Origin of the sequence: Prescottella defluvii, from assembly GCF_000738775.1 — a bacterium.
GTDB lineage: Bacteria > Actinomycetota > Actinomycetes > Mycobacteriales > Mycobacteriaceae > Prescottella > Prescottella defluvii.
This window is the reverse complement of record NZ_JPOC01000022.1, coordinates 93,473-110,176: the sequence shown is the minus strand read 5'-3', so window position 1 is coordinate 110,176 and position 16,704 is coordinate 93,473. Positions and strand designations below refer to the sequence as shown.

Below are 16,704 nucleotides of genomic sequence, written 5' to 3'. Positions count from 1 at the left end.
CCGACGATACCGGCGCGGGTTCGGCCGCGATCAAGGGCTACGTCGTCGATGGAGCGGGGACGACCGGCCTGAGGTTGCGCCGCTTGATCCACCCCGAGCTGCTGACCACGGAGTTCGGTGGGACATCCTTCGCGACGACCGCGCCTGCTGCGACAACCGATCCGGCCCCGATCGTGACCCCTGGTGTGACGGTTGCGTTGGCGCCGATCCAGACGTTCGACTCGATGACGATGGGCGCCGTGGTGATGCCGTCGAACCGTTCGTCGGGTTCGACGGGGTGGCCGGCGGTGCTCAGCGTGACACCCGGTCCGATCAGGGTGAGATCGCCGATGCTGATGCCGCCGAGGTCGTAGAATGAGCAATTCTGGTTCACGAAGACCTTCTCGCCGAACTGCAAGTTCAGGCCGTGGTCGCAGTAGAACGGCGGATAGAGCGTGAGTGTCTCCGGTATCGGCCTGCCGAGAATCTCGCTGAGCAATGCGTGGCGGCCCTCGACGTCGCTGTGTCTAAGAACATTGAGTCGCGAGGTCAGGTCCATCACCACCTGAACGCGGCGGGCGGCAGCCCGTGACTCGGGGGTGCCTCGTGGAATGAGCCGCTCGTCGCGCATAGCCCTCCACTCTGGCATCCTCTGAGCCCCTTTCGCTATTTGCGGCCGCCGATCCCGCCTTCGGGCGCGGCACGGTCGATTGCAGCCAGATCGTCGTCGGTCAGGACCAGGCCGGTGGCGGCGATGTTCTGCTCGACCCGGGACGGGTTGCGGGAACCGGGGATCGGGACGATGTAGTCCTCGCGAGTCAGGAGCCATGCCAACGACAACTGTGCGAGGGTGACGTCCTTGCGGCGGGCAATCTCGGTGAGTTCGTCGACGATCGCGAGATTTGCGGAGAAGTTCTCCGGCGCCCACCACGGGAGGCGCTGGCGGAAATCATCGTCGTCGTACTGAGCGCGGGAAGCGACCGCGCCGCTGAGGAAACCGCGGGCCAGCGGCGAGTAGGCGACGAGGCCGATGCCGAACTCCTCGAGGACAGGGAAAAGGGATTCGACGTCACGCGCGAAGATCGAGTACTCAGTCTGTAGCACGGTGATCGGGTGTACTGCGTGCGCCGCGCGGATGGTGGTCTCGTCGGCTTCGGGCAGCCCCAGGTACTTGACCTTGCCGGCCTCGACGAATTCCTTCATCGTGCCGATCACGTCCTCGATGGGCACCTTCGGATCGGGACGGTGCTGGTAGAGCACATCGATCGTCTCGACACCGAGATTGCGCAGGCTCGCGTCGACGACCTCACGGATGTGCTCGGGGCGTGAGTCCAACCCGAACGAGGGCGTGAAGCCGAACTTCGTGGCGATGACGACGTCGTCGCGCACCGGTGCCAACGCTCGGCCGAGCAGTTTCTCGCCCTCGCCCCAGCCGTACATCTCGGCGGTATCGAACATCGTCACGCCGAGTTCGTGTGCCCTGCGGATTGCGGCGATCGACTCGGTGTCGTCGGCAGGTCCGTAGCCGACGGCCGTGCCCATCGCGCCGTAGCCGAGGGCGGAGACAGTCAGACCTTCCTTGCCGAGCGTGCGCTTGTCCATGGATTTCCCCTCGTCGGTTGTCATTCTCAGCCCAATATGGCAGAGGCTGACAGCTTTGTCCATGTACGCTGCCCACGTGGAAAGTTCCTCGACACCGGCGACCTCGGGCTTGCGCGACATCACTCGTGAAGCCGTGCGCACACGCATCTCCGAGGTCGCGGTCGACCTGTTCGCCGAGCACGGTTTCGACTCCGTGACCGTCGAGCAGATTGCCGCCGCGGTGGGGATCTCCGCTCGAAGCTTCCATCGCTACTTTCCGGCCAAGGAAGACGCGGTCATCGGCGACCTCACCCGGTGGGGCGAGTTCGTCCGCGACGTCCTCGCGTCACGGCCGGCCGATGAACCGGTCCTGGTCTCGTTGCGGATTTCGTTCGAATCCTTGCTGTCTCGCTCACGCCGCGACGAGGACGAGCAACGCAGCAAGCGGACCATGCGTGTGCTCACCAGCACCGCATCCCTCCGCGCCCGAAACCTCGAGAAGCACCTGGGCTGGGCGAACATGCTTGTCCCCGTTGCGCAGGCACGTCTGGCCGGTGACTATGCGGAGTTGCGAGCGCAGACGCTCGTTCAGGCTGCACTCGCCTGTTTCGACATCGCGTTGACCACGTGGGCCGAATCCGAGGACTCGGACGCGGTCGAACTCCTGCGCCGATCCTTCGATGCACTCGCCGCCGCGCAGGAGATGTAGGTTCGTCAACTCTCGATGTGCAGCGGAGTTCGGCGAAGCGTGACACCGGTTCCAGTTCTCGGAGCAATTCCCTGCTATTTCAAGAGCTTTGATTCCTCGCTGCCGGAATCGCGCGCCGTTCCGGCATTCCTCGACGAGTCGGCCGCGGCGCCGGTGCCGACGCGACGGCCACTTCCGTCGTGCCCACTGAGCAGGTATTGCCGGGGCGTCGTGCCGACCGTGCGCCGGAAGGCCGCCAGGAACGCGCTCGCGGTGGCGTACCCCACGCTGTGCGCCACGCGCGAAACCGGCTGCCCCTCGGCCAGCAGCGGCAGGGCGGCGCTCATCCGGACCCGCGTGCGCCAGCGGTCGAAGCTCATTCCCATGTCTTCGCTGAAGAGCCGAGTCAAGGTCCGTCTGCTCACGCCGACCACGCGGGCATGAGCCTCGAGGCCCCGCGGGTCGGCCGGGTCCGCCAGCAGGGTGTCCGCCACGATCCGGACGCGCTCATCGGTAGGTCGCGGCACATCGATCGGCCGGGTGGGCAACGGGTGCAACAGGTCCGGCACCAACGCCTCGGCCCGCACGCGCGCATCCTCGGAGAGGTCGGCGCGGGCCAGGTACGTCGTCAGCTCCGCCAGCAAGCCGTCGATACCGACCACAGTGGGCTCGGTCCAGTCCAGCGGGCAGTGCTCCGGGGCCAGATAGAGGCTGCACAGCACCGCGTCGCGGGTGGCGCCGGTCGTGTGGGTGACGCCCGCGGGGATCCACAGCGCCCTGGTGGGTGGCAAGACCCAGTACAACTCGCCCACGCCGACGCTCAGGACGCCGCGTCGGGTCCAGGCGATCTGGTGGTGGGTGTGGCTGTGCGCGGGGATCCACTCCCCGGAGGTGAGTGGGAAGTGGCCCACGACGATCGCGCCGATGTCCTCCATGCGACACAGTCTGGCCTCAGCGCGGATTGTGGCCAAATGTCGTCGGTCATAGCGTCGTCTCGTGCCGATGTTCGTGTTATGCCTCGTCCAGTTCATGCTCGTGCTCGATGACACCGTCGTGATCGTCGCGCTGCCCAGCATCCGAGATGATCTGGGATTCAACCCAGACGGGTTGCCCTGGGTCGTCAACGCCTACTTCCTGGCCTTCGGCGGGCTGCTGCTGCTGTGTGGCCGGATGGCGGATCTGCTGGGACGCCGTCGCGTCTTCCTCATAGGCGTGGCGCTGTTCGGAATGGCAAGCCTGGCTTGCGCGATCGCGCAGGAGCCATGGCAGCTTGTGATCGGGCGGTTCGTGCAGGGCGCGGGTGCTGCGATGGCCAGTCCGGCGGCAATGTCGATGATCACATTGCTGTATCCGGGGCGGGAGGAGCGGGCCAAGGCGCTGGGCATCTGGGGCGGGATCGCGGCCCTGGGCGGAACCTCGGGTCTGGTGCTGTCCGGAGCGCTGACCGACCTGGTCTCCTGGCGTGGGATCTTCCTGATCAACCTGCCCATCGTCGCCATAGCGCTGGCGCTGCTCCCGCGTGTGGTTCCCGAGTCCCGCGCCCGCGACCGGTGCCCTCTCGACGTTCCCGGCGCGGTCCTGGTGACCGGTGCCGCGGTGTCGCTGGTGTACGGACTGCTGCGGGCCGGTGCGACCGGGTGGAGCGATCCGCTCGTCATCGGCGTCGTCGTGCTGTCCGCCGCCTTGGCGGTGTCGTTCGTGGTGGTGGAGTCGCGGTCGGCGGCTCCGCTGGTGCCAGGGTCGTTCCTGGCATCGCGGACGCGGGCAGTCGCCAACGTCGCCACTCTGCTGTTCTCGATGGCGATGTACGCGATGTCGTTCTTGCTGATGATCCAGGTGCAGACCGCGCTGGCATACGGCCCGCTCCTCGCGGGCATCGCCTACCTGCCCTATGGCGCAGGCATTCTGGTGGGCATGTGGCTGTCCTCCCGAGTCTCGCTCAGGATCGGTAGGCGCCGGGCGCTCCTGCTGGCCTTCCTGGTCAACATCGCCGGTCTGCTGCTGCTGTCCGGCCTGGCTGCGGGCGACTCCTATGCCGCTCACGTCCTGCCCGGCATGCTCGTACTGAGCATCGGCAATGGGCTGACACTGCCCGTCCTGGCCGTCGCGGCCGTCGACGGGACCACAGAGGACAACGCTGGGCTCGGCTCGGCCCTGTTCACATCCGTCCAGCAGATCGGCGGCGCTGTCGGTGTCGCCGCACTGGCTGTCCTGGGCTACTCCGGTGGCCTCACCGCCGGCGCGGTCTGCGTGGCGCTCGCGGCGGTGCTCGTCTTGATCCTGCTGCCGCTGAGTGACACCGTCCGGCAGTCGCCCGTTCGACGTGGAGTCGACGGCCGAAAAGCGTCTTCGGGCACCCAAACCTGAACGAATCGAACTGCACCATCGCTCGCCGTTCCGGTGGCGAACTACCTGCCTACATTCCGAACAGCGTCCGGACGAAGGACAGGCTCTCGGGGAGTGCGGCGCGCATCGTCTCGATGTGTCCGGTCGGGTAGGTGCGGAAGGTGACCGGTTGGTGGTTGGCGGCGAGCTCGGTGGCGAGTTTCAACGCCAAGGGCGCCGGCACCATCTCGTCCGCCAGGCCCTGTCCGAGGAAGACCGGGCGGTCGTAGCCGGAGGTCGGGATCTCCAGCATGCCGCGCGTGGCGGCGAGCACCGCGGGATCGTCGAGCGGTCGGTTCACCAGATCGCCGATCGAGACGTTCTCCAGGTCCGTTGCCATCTCCTCGTAGCACTCGTTCTCGGCGCGGGCGAGGGCGTCGAGACCGACCGGGGTCAGATCCCGATCGAGGTCGAGATCGGGTCGGGCCGCGCGGAGTCCGGCGAGGATGTACGAGACGAAGACGGTGGTGCCGGTCAACGGTAGACGCGGGAAGCCCGGCCGCACGAGCGGCGTCAGGTTCTCCAGATTCGACGGCGCGCCGGTCGCCACCGCGCCGCGGTAGTCCAGTTCGGGCGCATACCGTGTCGCGAGCGCTGCCGTCGCCATCGCCGCCTGCCCTCCCTGGGACTGCCCCAGCACCACCCACCGCGATGACAGCGACGGTTCGACCGCGCGCGCGGCGCGCACCATGTCGACCACACTGTGTGCCGCCGACGGGCCGTCGAGGTACGGGTGCACACCCGGCGTACCCAGCCCCACATAGTCGGTGGCGACGATCGCGTAACCCTGCGACAGCCAGTGCCTGAGGTACGGAATGCCGACCGTCCCGGTGACGGTGGGCGTGCACTTGTCGGCGATTCCCACGGTGCCGTGCGCCCACGAGACCACCGGCCACCCACCGTCGGGGGGCGTGCCGGGGGGAAGGAAGACCGCGCCGGTACTCAACGCGGGACGGTCGAGGGGGCCGGTCGACCAGTAGGTGAGCTTCGAGCCCTCGACGGCACCGGGGATCCAGAAGGACTGCGGCAGCGGAGCCACAGCGGTCACCGTGCCGGGGGCGGTGGCCGGGTCCGGTTGCTGCGCCTGCGCGGGGGCCGTGGAAACGACGGCCGAGACGAGCGCGGTGACCATCACCGCCAGGCCGAGTCGTCGTCGGATCATCACAGCGCTCCCGGGTGCCGTTCGCGTGTATGCAGACCCCCATTCTGCGCGCACCGGAGGTACGGCGGCGCCGGTTCGGTCGTCTTCGTGTGCGACCCTCGCCGGCCGAGGCAGGGCATAGTATCCGATACGCAGACGGGCGCAGCGTCGTTCGCGCAGCAGATCGTGGCGGTGGGGCAAATCAATGGGGGTGAATCGATGGGGCCGGGGGAGTATCCGGGCATGTACTCGGGGGAGATGGTAGTCGCGCCGACCTGGTTGGTGGTGGCTGCGATGATCCCCATCCTGCTGACGGCGCTGGCGCTGGCGGGGTTCGCGTGGAAGGAATGGGCCGACCGGAGACGTACGCGGTCATCGCCCGTACACGCGGCCGCGTGGGCGATGGAACACGACGAACTCGACCGCGCGATCCGCGCCCTCGCCGCCCGCGAGCACACGCTGCGGATGGCCGGCGACCTCGAGGCAGCGCAACTCGTCGCGGCAGACAAGGACATCTGCGTCCTGGTGAGCGATCGCCGCCAGAACTGACCGCGCCGCTCGACGCGACCGGGTCAGGGGGTGACGATCGCGAAGTCCGGGTCCGGTTCGTCGACGTACCCGGCGAGTTCCGCCAGTTTGGCGACGTCACCCTCGACGGTGATCCGGCCGTCACCGATCGCCTGGGCCAGGTCCACCCCACCGAGCAGCGCCCCGAGCAACAGGGGCCGGGTGAGGGTGAACGTCGCGTCGGGGTCCGGCAGGTCCGCGACGGTGGCGTCGACGTCGAAGTGCACCAGCAGACCGTTGCGCAGTTGGGTCCGGTGCACGATGTCCTCGTCGGTGACATGCCAGTCGATGACGATGCGTGCGTCCCACGCCCGAGGACCGTCGATCCGCAGCGAGATCGCATCGAACACCTGCTCCACCGACAGCGCGCCCGCGATGTCGGGCGCATCGGTGGTCGTCGGGGTCCCGACGGACCCGTTGCGGAGTTCGTGCGCGCCGGTGAGATAGAAGTTGCGCCAGGTCCCGTTCTCGGCGCCGTACGCCAACTGCTCGAAGGTGTCGGCCTGCAGAGCCTTCGCCTCCGCGTTGTCCGGTTCGGCGAAGACGACGTAGTTCACGACCTGCGCAACCCAGCGGAAGTCACCGGCGGCGAACGATTCCCGGGCCTTCCTCAGCACCTCGGCGGACCCGCCCATGAACTCGACGTGCCGCGTCGCGGACGCCACCGGCGGGTGCTCCCACAGGTGCGCCGGGTTGCCGTCGAACCAGCCCATGTAGCGCTGGTAGATCGCCTTGACGTTGTGGCTGACGGAACCGTAGTAGCCGTGCGTGTGCCAGGCGTTCGTCAACGCCGGTGGTAGCTCGATCTCCTCGGCGATCTCGATCCCCGTGTGGCCCTGATTGATCCGTCGCAGCGTCTGGTCGTGCAGGTACCCGTACAGGTCGCGTTGCAGGGACAGGAACTCGGTGAGCCGTGCCGTGCCCCACGTGGGCCAGTGATGGGAGGCGAACAGGACGTCCGAACGCGCGGCATAGCGGTTGATCGACTCGGTGAGGTACTTCGCCCACACGTGTGGATCCCGCACCAGTGCGCCGCGCAGCGTCAGCAGATTGTGCAGTGTGTGGGTCGCGTTCTCGGCCATGCACAGTGCGCGCAGATCGGGGAAGAAGAAGTTCATCTCCGCGGGAGCCTCGGTGCCCGGTGTCATCTGGAACTCGATCCGGATCCCGTCGACTTCCTCGGTCTGCCCGGTCGAGGTGACGTTCACCGTCGGGGTGATCAGGGTGGGGGTGCCGGTCGACGTGGTCTGCCCCAGCCCGGCGCCGACCGCGCCGCGCGGTCCGCGGGGCAGCGCCGCGCCGTACATGTACGCGGCCCGGCGTGCCATCGCGGTGCCGGCGAAGACGTTCTCCGCCACGGCGTGTTCGACGAAACCGGCGGGCGCGATGATCTCGCAGCGCCGCGCCGCCACGTCCTCCTCGGTGGTGACGCCCTTGACGCCACCGAAGTGATCGATGTGGGAGTGGGTGTAGATCACGGCGGTCACCGGGCGATCGCCCCGATGCTCGCGGTAGAGCGCCAACCCGGCCGCGGCGGTCTCCGCGGAGATCAGCGGGTCGATGACGATCACACCGGTCTCACCCTCGATCAACGTCATGTTCGACAGGTCGAGACCGCGGATCTGGTAGATCCTCTCGGCGACCTCGTACAGGCCCTGCCGCGCGACCAGCCCCGACTGCCGCCACAGGCTCGGGTTGACGGTCGGCGGGCACGGCCCTGAGAGGAAGTCGTAGGAGTCGTTGTCCCACACCACGGTTCCGTCGGAGGCGGTGACCACTCCGGGGCTCAGCGCCCCGACGAACCCGCGGTCCGCGTCCCCGACGTCAGAGTCGTCGGCGAACGGAAGTGTCTCCGCCGCTCGGGCATTGGCTGCTTCGATCGCAGGGGTGACACTTTCGTTCGCCGGCATGTGGACATCCTCTCGGTGGGCTATCGACACGAATTCAATTGTTGTGGAAAGGGGTAGGTCAGCTGAGGAGTTGCGCCTTCGCTGCCGCGAACTCGTCGTCGGACAGCACGCCGGACTGGTGCAGCTGGCCGAGTTGCTGCAGCTTGGACACGAGATCGTCGCCGGCCGGTGCGGCGGGCGACGGAGCGGGCGGGGGTGTGGGCTGGGGTGCGGGCACCGCCGCGGCCTGCTGTTCGGCGTACGCCTGCTGTTCCGCGGCCCGCTGCTGCCCGCGCCGGTTCACGGCATTGGACGTGGCCTGCGCGGTACCCGCGATGACCGCGGTGCGTGCGACGGTGCCGAGCAATCCGGGACGGCCCCTGCGGCCGGCTCGAAAGACCATGTGAATCTCCTGTTTCTAGAGTGCTGCTTCGACGGCGGCGGTTACCGCGTCACGGGGAATCTGGACATGCAGTGCAACCTCGCCGCCCGCGCCGCGGACCGTCGTCGCGAGATCCCGCGCCCACGTCTCCTCGTACACGATGATTGCCGCGGAGGTCCCGGGCTCGAGCGAATCACGCACCACGTCGAGGTCCTCGTCGCTGATGAGTGACTTCGCCTCGATGGACAGGATCGCCAGGCCGATGTCGTCGAGGTCCTCGTCGACGTCCACCTGGGTGATGTTCCCGTCGGCGTCCTTCGCGAGGTAGACGAGATCGAGGAGCGTCACGTAGCCGCGATCGACGACGTTCTGCAGTGCGGCGACGGTGGCGTCGTCGACGCGTGTGCCGGGGAAGGTCAGCACGACCAGTTCGACCGGTCCGATGTTCGATATATCACCCATGCCTGCGAGCCTGCCACCCTTGCGGCGCGGACGTAGGACATCGGACGTTGGCCCGAGGCGTGTCGCGTCGGAGAGGCATTCTCGGGCGGTTCTCCGGGTCGTGGTACGCATGTCTTCATGGGGCAATGGGTGGGGCGGGAGATGTCGATCGCGATCGGATCGGGTGCGGTGTCCGGTGGCGGGACGGCGGCGGCGCTCGGCGGCAACTCTGCCGGGATGTGCCTCGGCGCGTTCATCGGTGCGGTTCTCGGTGCAGTCGTCGGCGGGGTGTCCGTGGCGGCCGGGCATCTGGCGATCCAGTCGGCGACGCATTGGCCGGCCCGCAGCGAGCGGTGCTGGAGGGCGCGTTTCGCGGCGTGTTCCGCGGGCGCGGTCCTAGTCCTGATGGCGGTGTTCTCGATGTGGTTGCTGTCCTCTTCTCCGGGGGATCCGTCGATCGTGATGCCGGCCGTCGCGGTCGGGTTCGCCGCCGTCACCTTCGTCTGCGCGTTCGCGCTCGCGCCGCGATCGGTGCCGGCGTCCGGGGATTCACGTGCGCCGTGGGTTTCGCGCTGATGCGGATCGTCCGACCGCTGGCGCTGACGGTGATGGTCTCGGCGATTGCGCTCGGTGCGTACGGGGCGGGTCTGTTCGACGTCGGTGGCTCGGCGCCGGCGCGGCCGACGGCCGAGGTCGTGTCGGCCGCGGTCTGCGAGATCCCGTTCGACCTGGTCGGGATTGCAACTGCGCCTGTCGAACTGACGCCGCAGTCGCCGGCGCGGCGCGGAACCGTGCCGCGCGACTTCGTCCCGGTCTCGGCGTTGACCTGTGACCCGTATGCGGGCCCGACCCTGTCCGCCGACCTGGTCGTGGTCGCCACCGCTCACCGCTGGGAAGGCGATTTCACTGCGGCGGTCCGGAAGCTCAACGCGCCGTCCGAGGGGCGCCGGCTCCTCCAGGGCGGATGTCCGGTCGCCGGTTCCGTGCGGACTCCGGACCTGTGGTTGGTCGATGCAGGCGGCCGCGCACTCCGACCCTCGTATCCGGTGGACGACTGCGGGTTCCGGCGCATCGGCGGTCTCGCCGAGATCGAGGCCCTCACGGAGGTCGAGACGATCGAGTACCGGTTCACCGTGGCGCCGCCCGCGGCGGCGAAACTGCACCCGTGTGTCGCGGCCGTGCCCGAACCGACGGTCGGGTCCGCGGTCGCCGGGACCGCGGAACTCGAGGGCCTGACCGCCGTGTACTCGGTGTGCGACTACCGGCGTCGGGACGGGGCATGGGTGTTCGACGGTGCGCGGCGGCTCGAAGGTTCGGTGGAGATGCCGGACGCACGGCCGGCCCCGGGGGAGTGCCCGGACGCGACGCGTGCGGTCGGTGCCCTCGCGACGCCGCTCGCGTACGGGGCCGCCCCCTTCGACGTCCTCGTCGAGTTGGACGGATGCCGACGCATCCTGATGGAAGGGCGCGTCCCGATCGCGGCGCCCGTTGATCTGGTCGCCGCGCTCTCCTAGCGACGCAGCTCGTATCAGGTGCGGGCGGCGGGCTCACCGAGACGCGCGCGGACGCCGTCGATGAACAACCCGAGCCCGAAGTCGAAGCGCACGGCCGGATCGCCGTCGAGGAGTTCGTCGTCGGAGCCGAGGTCGGCGCCGGTCTCGGTGTCGGGTGAGGCCGGGGTGCGGGTGAGCGCTCCCATCGCCTCCATCTGCGCGCGGGACTGTTCGTCGACGGTGTGCCCGAGGACGAAGTACAGCAGCGTGTAGGCGGCGAGTTCCGCGTACGGGCGGGGCAGCCCGGCCCGAACCCCGGCTCCGACGAAGCTCTCGCGGGCAAGGTTCGACGTCATCCGCGACGCGTAGGTCGCGGCCACCAGTTCGGCGCCGTCGCGGTGGGCGAGCAGCGCGCCGCGCAGGCGGTGTGCCAACTCGGAGATGCCGTCGTCCCACCGGGTCGACGACACCGGCGCGTCGACGCCCTCGAGGATGCGGTCCGCCATCGCGCCGAGGAGGGTCTGCTTGTTCGGGAAATGCCAGTAGAGCGCCCCGGGCTGGACGCCGAGCGATGTCGCGAGCCGGCGCATCGTCAGGTCGGCGAGGCCGTACTCGTCGAGGATTGCCATGGCGCCGTCGAGGACGTCACCGCGTCGTAGCTGCACTGACTTCTCCTACTTCGATCGGCCGTTCGGGCGGGTTTCCTTTGACACTAATCGACCGCAGCTCTAACGTGAACGCCGTTCAACTTGTACGGCGTTCAATTCGTGACGCCGATCATGTGGCTGTATCCGTCCGGCCCGCTCATGCGGGCTGTTCGAACCCGAGGAGTTGCAGTGACCCAGGCCCCCGCGCGGACCGACATTCTCGCCACCGCCCGTGATCAGGTGCTCGAACGTGGTGAAGCGTTGTCGCAGGACCAGGTGCTCGAGGTGCTCCGTCTGGACGACGATCGGCTCGAGGAACTGCTGGCCCTGGCGCACGACGTGCGCATGAAGTGGTGCGGCCCCGAGGTCGAGGTCGAGGGCATCATCAGTCTCAAGACCGGCGGTTGCCCCGAGGACTGCCACTTCTGCTCGCAGTCCGGTCTGTTCCAGTCGCCGGTGCGGTCCGCGTGGCTGGACATCCCGAGCCTGGTCGAGGCCGCGAAGCAGACCGCCAAGACCGGTGCCACCGAGTTCTGCATCGTCGCCGCGGTGCGTGGCCCGGACGAGAAGTTGCTGGCACAGGTGGCGGCCGGGATCGAGGCGATCCGAAACGAGGTCGACATCCAGATCGCGTGCTCGCTCGGCATGCTCACCCAGGAGCAGGTCGATCAGCTCGCCGCGATGGGTGTGCACCGCTACAACCACAACCTCGAAACGGCCGAGTCGTACTTCCCGAACGTCGTCACCACCCACACGTGGGACGAGCGTTGGGAGACGCTGCGGATGGTGCGCGAGGCCGGTATGGAGGTGTGCTGCGGCGGCATCCTCGGCATGGGGGAGAGCGTCGAGCAGCGCGCCGAGTTCGCGGCGAACCTCGCCGCGCTCGAACCGGACGAGGTGCCGCTGAACTTCTTCAATCCGCGCCCCGGCACGCCGTTCGGTGATCTGGACGTGTTGCCCGCGAGTGAGGCGCTCAAGGCCGTCGCCGCGTTCCGTCTCGCGTTGCCGCGCACGATCCTGCGCTTCGCCGGCGGACGTGAGATCACCCTCGGCGACCTCGGCGCCAAGCAGGGCATGCTCGGCGGCGTCAACGCCGTCATCGTCGGCAACTACCTGACCACCCTCGGCCGGCCCGCCGAGAGCGACCTGGACCTGCTGGTGGATCTCGAGATGCCGATCAAGGCGCTCAATGCCACCCTCTGACGCGGTGCGTGAGGCGGGGGCGACGGACGAGCGCTACAACCCGTTCACCGGGCGCCGGGTCGTCGCCGGTGTCGACGACCCGGTCCCCGGCGCAGCCCGACTGGGGCTGGAGCCGCCGCGATTCTGCGAGCAGTGTGGCCGACGGATGATCGTCCAGGTCAGCCCGGACGGCTGGTGGGCGAAGTGCTCGCGGCACGGCGTCCTCGACTCGGCCCTTCTCGGACGCAGGTAACGTCGCACGGTGTGACGACATCTCGACGCCCGCGCGCAGCCCTGCGGATCGTGGGGTGGCTCGCCGTCCTCGGCGCGGCGGCGGGTGCCGTGTGGGCGTTCCTGGCGCCGCCGGTCCGGATGCTCGTCGTCGCCGAGGATCGCGGCGTGGTGCTCACCACGGAGAGCCTGCACAGCTTCGACGCGATCGCGATCTTCGCCGGTATCGGCCTCGTTCTCGGGGTGCTGTCGGCGGTCGCGGTGTGGGGGATGCGTCGATCCCGCGGTCCGGCCGCGTTGGCCGCGCTGGTGGTCGGTTCCGGAGTGGGCGCCGGCGTCGCGGCGCTCGTGGGGATGGGTGTGGCACGACTGCGATTCCCGGACGTCGAGTCCCCGGCCGTCGGGGACATCGTCGCCGCGGCACCGGGTCTGGTCACGCCGACCGTGCTGATCCTGCAGCCCCTCGCGGCCGCGCTGATCTACCTGCTGCTTGTGTCGCTGAGCCCGGACGACGACCTCGGGATCTCCGATCACAAGCCTGCCGCCGAGCCGGCGCCGGACGTCGCCGTCGAGCGTTAGTTACCGGCGGAGGGCGCCCCGCGCGGCCGGATCGGACCCGGCCGAGTGGGCGACGGGGATAGACTCCTCGGCATCCGCCGCCGGCATCGTCCCGGCTTGCTGTCCGGTCTTCGCGAACTGCCTCCGCTGGGCGCGCTGTGGTGACGGAGCGCCATCACGCTGTGTTTCGACGGCAGGAGGTCGCGGCGATGTCGAAGCTCGACACAACCACCACACCCGGTCCGCACGCGCTGAGGCCGCGCCGATCATGAGCGCGGACACCGGAAACGAGAACGGCGGCCCCGCGCCCGGCGATGGTGACGGGGACTTCCGGTTCCGGCCGTATCGCCACCCTGCGGCCGGCTGGGGCGCTGCCAGGAGCGTCGGCCGCTTCCTCGCCAGGGAAGGCGAATTCGTCGACGGACCGCGTGCGGTGATGCGGATGAATCACGAGAACGGGGGCTTCGACTGTCCGGGATGCGCGTGGCCGGACGACCTCAAGGGGCTGCACCTGGACATCTGCGAGAACGGGATCAAGCACGTCACGTGGGAGATGACCCACAAGCGTGTCGACCGGGACTTCTTCGCGGCGCACACGGTCGGTGAACTGTCGGACTGGACCGACGCAGCCCTCGAGGACCGGGGCCGGATCACCGAGCCCATGAGATACGACCCGGGCACCGACCGCTACGTCCCGATCGCCTGGTCGGAGGCCTTCGAACTTGTCGGCCGGACGCTACGTGAACTCGACGATCCCGATCAGGCCGCGTTCTACACCTCGGGCAGGCTCGGGAACGAGGCCACGTTCCTGTACCAGCTCATGGCCCGCGAACTCGGGACCAACAACCTGCCCGACTGCTCCAACATGTGTCACGAGGCGAGCGGTCGTGCCCTGCACGCGGCCCTCGGCACCGGTAAGGGAACGGTGGACCTGAAGGATTGGGAGGTCACCGACGCGCTGTTCATCATGGGCGTCAATGCCGCCTCGAACGCGCCGAGGATGCTGACCTCGCTGGTCGAGGCCTACAAGCGGGGCGCCCAGATCGTGCACATCAACCCGCTGGTCGAGGCCGCGGCGCGACGGGCGATCATCCCGCACGAGTTCACAGCCATGGCCGCGTTCCGATCCACCCCCACCAGCACGCTGAACCTGCAGCCCCGCATCGGCGGCGACATGGCACTGCTCCGTGGGATGGCGAAGGTGGTCCTCGACGAGGCCCGAACCGACCCGAAGGCACTCGACGCCGAATTCATCGAACGCCACACCAGCGGGTTCGCGGCGTACCGCGCCGTGTGCGAGGCGACGTCGTGGGAGGAGATCGAGCACCAGTCCGGTGTCGATCGCGCCGCCATCCGCAAGGCGGCGCTGGTCTATTGCGCGGCCGACCGCAGCATCTTCAGCTGGTGCCTGGGCATCACCCAACACGATCACGGCGTCGACACCGTCCGCGAGATCGTCAACCTGTTGTTGCTGCGGGGAAACCTCGGCAGGGAAGGCGCCGGTCCCTCACCGGTGCGGGGCCACAGCAATGTTCAGGGGAACCGAACCTGCGGTATCGATCACCGTCCGACGTCGGAGTTCCTCGACCGGCTCGCCGCGGTTTGCGAGATCGACCCGCCCCGACACCCCGGACTGGACACCGTCCGGACGATCGAAGCGATGCATCGCGGCGACGTGAAGGTCTTCGTCGGCATGGGCGGGAACTTCGCGCTCGCCGCACCCGATACGTCGTACACGTTCGCCGGACTGCAGAAGTGCCGGCTGACCGTTCACGTGAGCACCAAGCTCAACCGCAGCCACCTCGTTCACGGCCAGGATGCGCTGATCCTGCCCTGCCTCGGCCGCACCGAGAAGGACCACCAGCGGGCCGGGATCCAGGCGACGTCGGTGGAGGACTCGATGAGCATGGTGCACCTGTCGATCGGCATGAAGCGACCCGCGTCCCCGCACCTGCTGTCGGAGCCGGCGATCGTCGCCGGCATCGCCCGCGCCGCCCTCCCCGACAGCGCCACGCCGTGGGAGCGATACGTCGAGGACTACGACCGGATCCGCGACACCATGTCGCACGTGCTCGACGGATTCGAGGACTTCAACCGCCGGGTCCGGCTGCCCCTCGGCTTCCGTATCCGCCAGCCCGCGCGGGAACTGGTCTTCGAGACCCCCTCCGGCCGTGCGGAATTCTCCACTGCCGCATTGCCGGACGTGGTCCCCACCGAGGACAGGCTGGTGCTCGGCACGATGCGCTCGCACGACCAGTGGAACACCACGATCTATTCCGACAGCGATCGCTATCGCGGTGTGAAGAACCTGCGCACCCTGATCTTCATGAACGCCGACGACATGCGGGACCGCGGTATCGAAACGTTCGGCGACGTCGACATCACCAGCATCGCCCGCGACGGCAGCACCCGCTCCCTGCACCGCTACACCGCCATCCCGTACGACATTCCCCGCGGCAGCGCGCTCGGATACATGCCCGAGATGAACGTGCTCTGCGCCATCGGCGACTACAGTGCGCAGAGCGATCAGCCCCTCATGAAGAACGTCCGGGTCGTCGTGCAGGCAGCGTCCTGACTCGGCCGACGTCTTCTCGGACATCGCCCTAGGGGCGGTGGTCCGAGGTGAAGGCGCTCGCGTGGGCGGCGATGTGGTCGCGGAGTCGCGTCACGGCCGGAGTGGGGCGGTAGTGGCCGGTCACCAAGCCGATGCTGCGGTCCGGTACACCCCGCAGTGGAATTGCGACCAGGCCCGGGTGCGGCGCTTCCGCGGCCGGTAGTGCGGCCACGCCGAGTCCGTGCGCGACCAGGGCCCGGATCGTCTCGAACTCGGTGATCTCGAACGACACCCGCGGCGCGAACCCGATTCGCGCGCAGGACGAGTCGAGGATCCGGCGAAGGTGGTACGACGGCGGGCTGGCGATGAACGGCTCGTCGGCGAGTTCGGCGAGATCGACGCGCTTGCGGGAGGCGAGCCGGTGGCCGCGGGCGACGTGGAGCAGGATGCGCTGGTGCCCGAGCTCGGTGGCGGGCAGATCGTCAGGGCAGGGGATCATCACCGCCAGGTCGAGTCGGCCGTCGCGCACCATCTCGGCGAGGGCGTTGCCGTGATCCTGCGTCAGGTGCAGGCGGATCCGGGGTGCGGTGCTGTGGAAGTCCGCGAGCAGGGAGGGAATGCTCACCGGTCCGAGAGTCAGTGGGAACCCGAATCGCACGAGCCCGCTCTCGGGATCGGCGTTGCTGCGCACCGCCGCAATCGCGTCGTCGAGTGCCCGGACGAGTCCGTGGGTGCGTTCGAACAACTCTCGTCCCTGCGACGTGAGGGCGATTCGGCGCCCCGCCGGTTGGAACAGTTGCACGCCGAGGGTCCTCTCGAGGGCCTTCAGGCGCCTGCTGAGGGATGACTGCGGTACTCCGAGTTGCTCGGACGCGCGAGTGACGTGCCCTTCCGCCGCGGCGGCGTCGAAGGCGGCGAGCAGGGGCGCGACGGCATCGATCTCGCTGGGAATCGAATCATCCATATTCGGATCATAAGTTCACCAG

The 16,704-nt window shown here is 68.5% G+C and carries 18 protein-coding genes; 9 read left to right on the top strand and 9 right to left on the bottom strand.

Annotated features, from left to right (window positions below):
* Positions 1–37: 37 nt before the first annotated feature.
* A complete protein-coding gene (locus IJ15_RS0109155) occupies positions 38–610 on the bottom strand; it encodes a DapH/DapD/GlmU-related protein (RefSeq protein ID WP_031938035.1) in 573 nt (190 codons plus the stop codon).
* 35 nt (positions 611–645) lie between these two features.
* Positions 646–1,581: an aldo/keto reductase gene (locus tag IJ15_RS0109150; protein ID WP_031938034.1), complete on the bottom strand. Its 936-nt coding sequence runs from the start codon at positions 1,579–1,581 to the stop codon at positions 646–648.
* Positions 1,582–1,714: 133 nt separating this feature from the next.
* Between IJ15_RS0109150 and IJ15_RS0109145 the strand changes: the two genes are divergently transcribed.
* Positions 1,715–2,269, top strand: a complete 555-nt coding sequence (locus IJ15_RS0109145) for a TetR family transcriptional regulator (RefSeq protein WP_231569475.1) — start codon at positions 1,715–1,717, stop codon at positions 2,267–2,269.
* A gap of 74 nt (positions 2,270–2,343) precedes the next feature.
* On the opposite strand, the gene IJ15_RS0109140 is transcribed toward IJ15_RS0109145, so the two are convergent.
* The gene (locus tag IJ15_RS0109140) at positions 2,344–3,183 is read right to left on the bottom strand and encodes an AraC family transcriptional regulator (RefSeq protein ID WP_051918675.1); all 840 of its coding nucleotides are present in this window, start codon (positions 3,181–3,183) and stop codon (positions 2,344–2,346) included.
* A gap of 67 nt (positions 3,184–3,250) precedes the next feature.
* On the opposite strand from IJ15_RS0109140, the gene IJ15_RS0109135 reads away from it, so the two are divergent.
* Entirely contained in the window at positions 3,251–4,615 is a 1,365-nt protein-coding gene (locus tag IJ15_RS0109135; RefSeq protein WP_031938031.1) for an MFS transporter, read from the top strand.
* Between the two features lie 49 nt (positions 4,616–4,664).
* Here IJ15_RS0109135 and IJ15_RS0109130 read toward each other — a convergent pair whose 3' ends face one another.
* Positions 4,665–5,795 carry a lipase family protein gene (locus IJ15_RS0109130; RefSeq protein WP_031938030.1) on the bottom strand — a complete coding sequence of 377 codons (1,131 nt, stop codon included), beginning with the start codon at positions 5,793–5,795 and terminating at the stop codon, positions 4,665–4,667.
* Positions 5,796–6,032: 237 nt separating this feature from the next.
* Between IJ15_RS0109130 and IJ15_RS0109125 the strand changes: the two genes are divergently transcribed.
* On the top strand, positions 6,033–6,323 hold the full coding sequence (locus IJ15_RS0109125) for a hypothetical protein (RefSeq protein WP_231569474.1): 291 nt from the start codon (positions 6,033–6,035) through the stop codon (positions 6,321–6,323).
* A 23-nt stretch (positions 6,324–6,346) separates the two neighbouring features.
* Here IJ15_RS0109125 and IJ15_RS0109120 read toward each other — a convergent pair whose 3' ends face one another.
* From IJ15_RS0109120 to IJ15_RS0109110, 3 genes are read right to left on the bottom strand one after another with little or no spacing between them, the layout of a single operon-like run.
* On the bottom strand, positions 6,347–8,251 hold the full coding sequence (locus tag IJ15_RS0109120) for an alkyl/aryl-sulfatase (protein WP_031938028.1): 1,905 nt from the start codon (positions 8,249–8,251) through the stop codon (positions 6,347–6,349).
* A gap of 58 nt (positions 8,252–8,309) precedes the next feature.
* Entirely contained in the window at positions 8,310–8,633 is a 324-nt protein-coding gene (locus IJ15_RS0109115) for an SHOCT domain-containing protein (RefSeq protein ID WP_031938027.1), read from the bottom strand.
* Between the two features lie 15 nt (positions 8,634–8,648).
* Positions 8,649–9,074, bottom strand: coding sequence for a DUF6325 family protein (locus IJ15_RS0109110; protein ID WP_031938026.1), 426 nt, complete (start codon positions 9,072–9,074; stop codon positions 8,649–8,651).
* A 117-nt stretch (positions 9,075–9,191) separates the two neighbouring features.
* Between IJ15_RS0109110 and IJ15_RS0109105 the strand changes: the two genes are divergently transcribed.
* Both IJ15_RS0109105 and IJ15_RS0109100 read left to right on the top strand, forming a co-directional pair.
* Positions 9,192–9,629, top strand: a complete 438-nt coding sequence (locus IJ15_RS0109105; RefSeq protein ID WP_156112061.1) for a hypothetical protein — start codon at positions 9,192–9,194, stop codon at positions 9,627–9,629.
* Positions 9,614–10,567 carry a hypothetical protein gene (locus IJ15_RS0109100; RefSeq protein WP_031938024.1) on the top strand — a complete coding sequence of 318 codons (954 nt, stop codon included), beginning with the start codon at positions 9,614–9,616 and terminating at the stop codon, positions 10,565–10,567. The genes IJ15_RS0109105 and IJ15_RS0109100 overlap by 16 nt, the downstream gene beginning before the upstream one ends.
* Before the next feature lie 14 nt (positions 10,568–10,581).
* Here the strand turns inward: IJ15_RS0109100 and IJ15_RS0109095 are convergent, their stop codons facing one another.
* On the bottom strand, positions 10,582–11,211 hold the full coding sequence (locus IJ15_RS0109095; protein WP_031938023.1) for a TetR/AcrR family transcriptional regulator C-terminal domain-containing protein: 630 nt from the start codon (positions 11,209–11,211) through the stop codon (positions 10,582–10,584).
* A gap of 171 nt (positions 11,212–11,382) precedes the next feature.
* Here IJ15_RS0109095 and bioB point away from each other — a divergent pair, with 171 nt between their 5' ends.
* From bioB to IJ15_RS0109070, 4 genes are all read left to right on the top strand, one after another.
* A complete protein-coding gene (gene bioB / locus IJ15_RS0109090; protein WP_031938022.1) occupies positions 11,383–12,396 on the top strand; it encodes a biotin synthase BioB in 1,014 nt (337 codons plus the stop codon).
* Positions 12,383–12,628 (top strand): biotin synthase auxiliary protein BsaP, encoded by a 246-nt coding sequence (bsaP, locus tag IJ15_RS0109085; protein ID WP_051918673.1) that lies wholly within the window; start codon positions 12,383–12,385, stop codon positions 12,626–12,628. Before bioB ends, bsaP begins: the two co-directional genes overlap by 14 nt.
* Positions 12,629–12,639: 11 nt before the next feature.
* The gene (locus IJ15_RS0109080; RefSeq protein ID WP_231569473.1) at positions 12,640–13,185 is read left to right on the top strand and encodes a DUF2567 domain-containing protein; all 546 of its coding nucleotides are present in this window, start codon (positions 12,640–12,642) and stop codon (positions 13,183–13,185) included.
* Between the two features lie 247 nt (positions 13,186–13,432).
* Positions 13,433–15,739, top strand: a complete 2,307-nt coding sequence (locus IJ15_RS0109070; RefSeq protein ID WP_031938019.1) for an FdhF/YdeP family oxidoreductase — start codon at positions 13,433–13,435, stop codon at positions 15,737–15,739.
* 28 nt (positions 15,740–15,767) lie between these two features.
* On the opposite strand, the gene IJ15_RS0109065 is transcribed toward IJ15_RS0109070, so the two are convergent.
* The gene (locus IJ15_RS0109065; RefSeq protein WP_031938018.1) at positions 15,768–16,682 is read right to left on the bottom strand and encodes a LysR family transcriptional regulator; all 915 of its coding nucleotides are present in this window, start codon (positions 16,680–16,682) and stop codon (positions 15,768–15,770) included.
* Between the last annotated feature and the right edge of the window lie 22 nt (positions 16,683–16,704).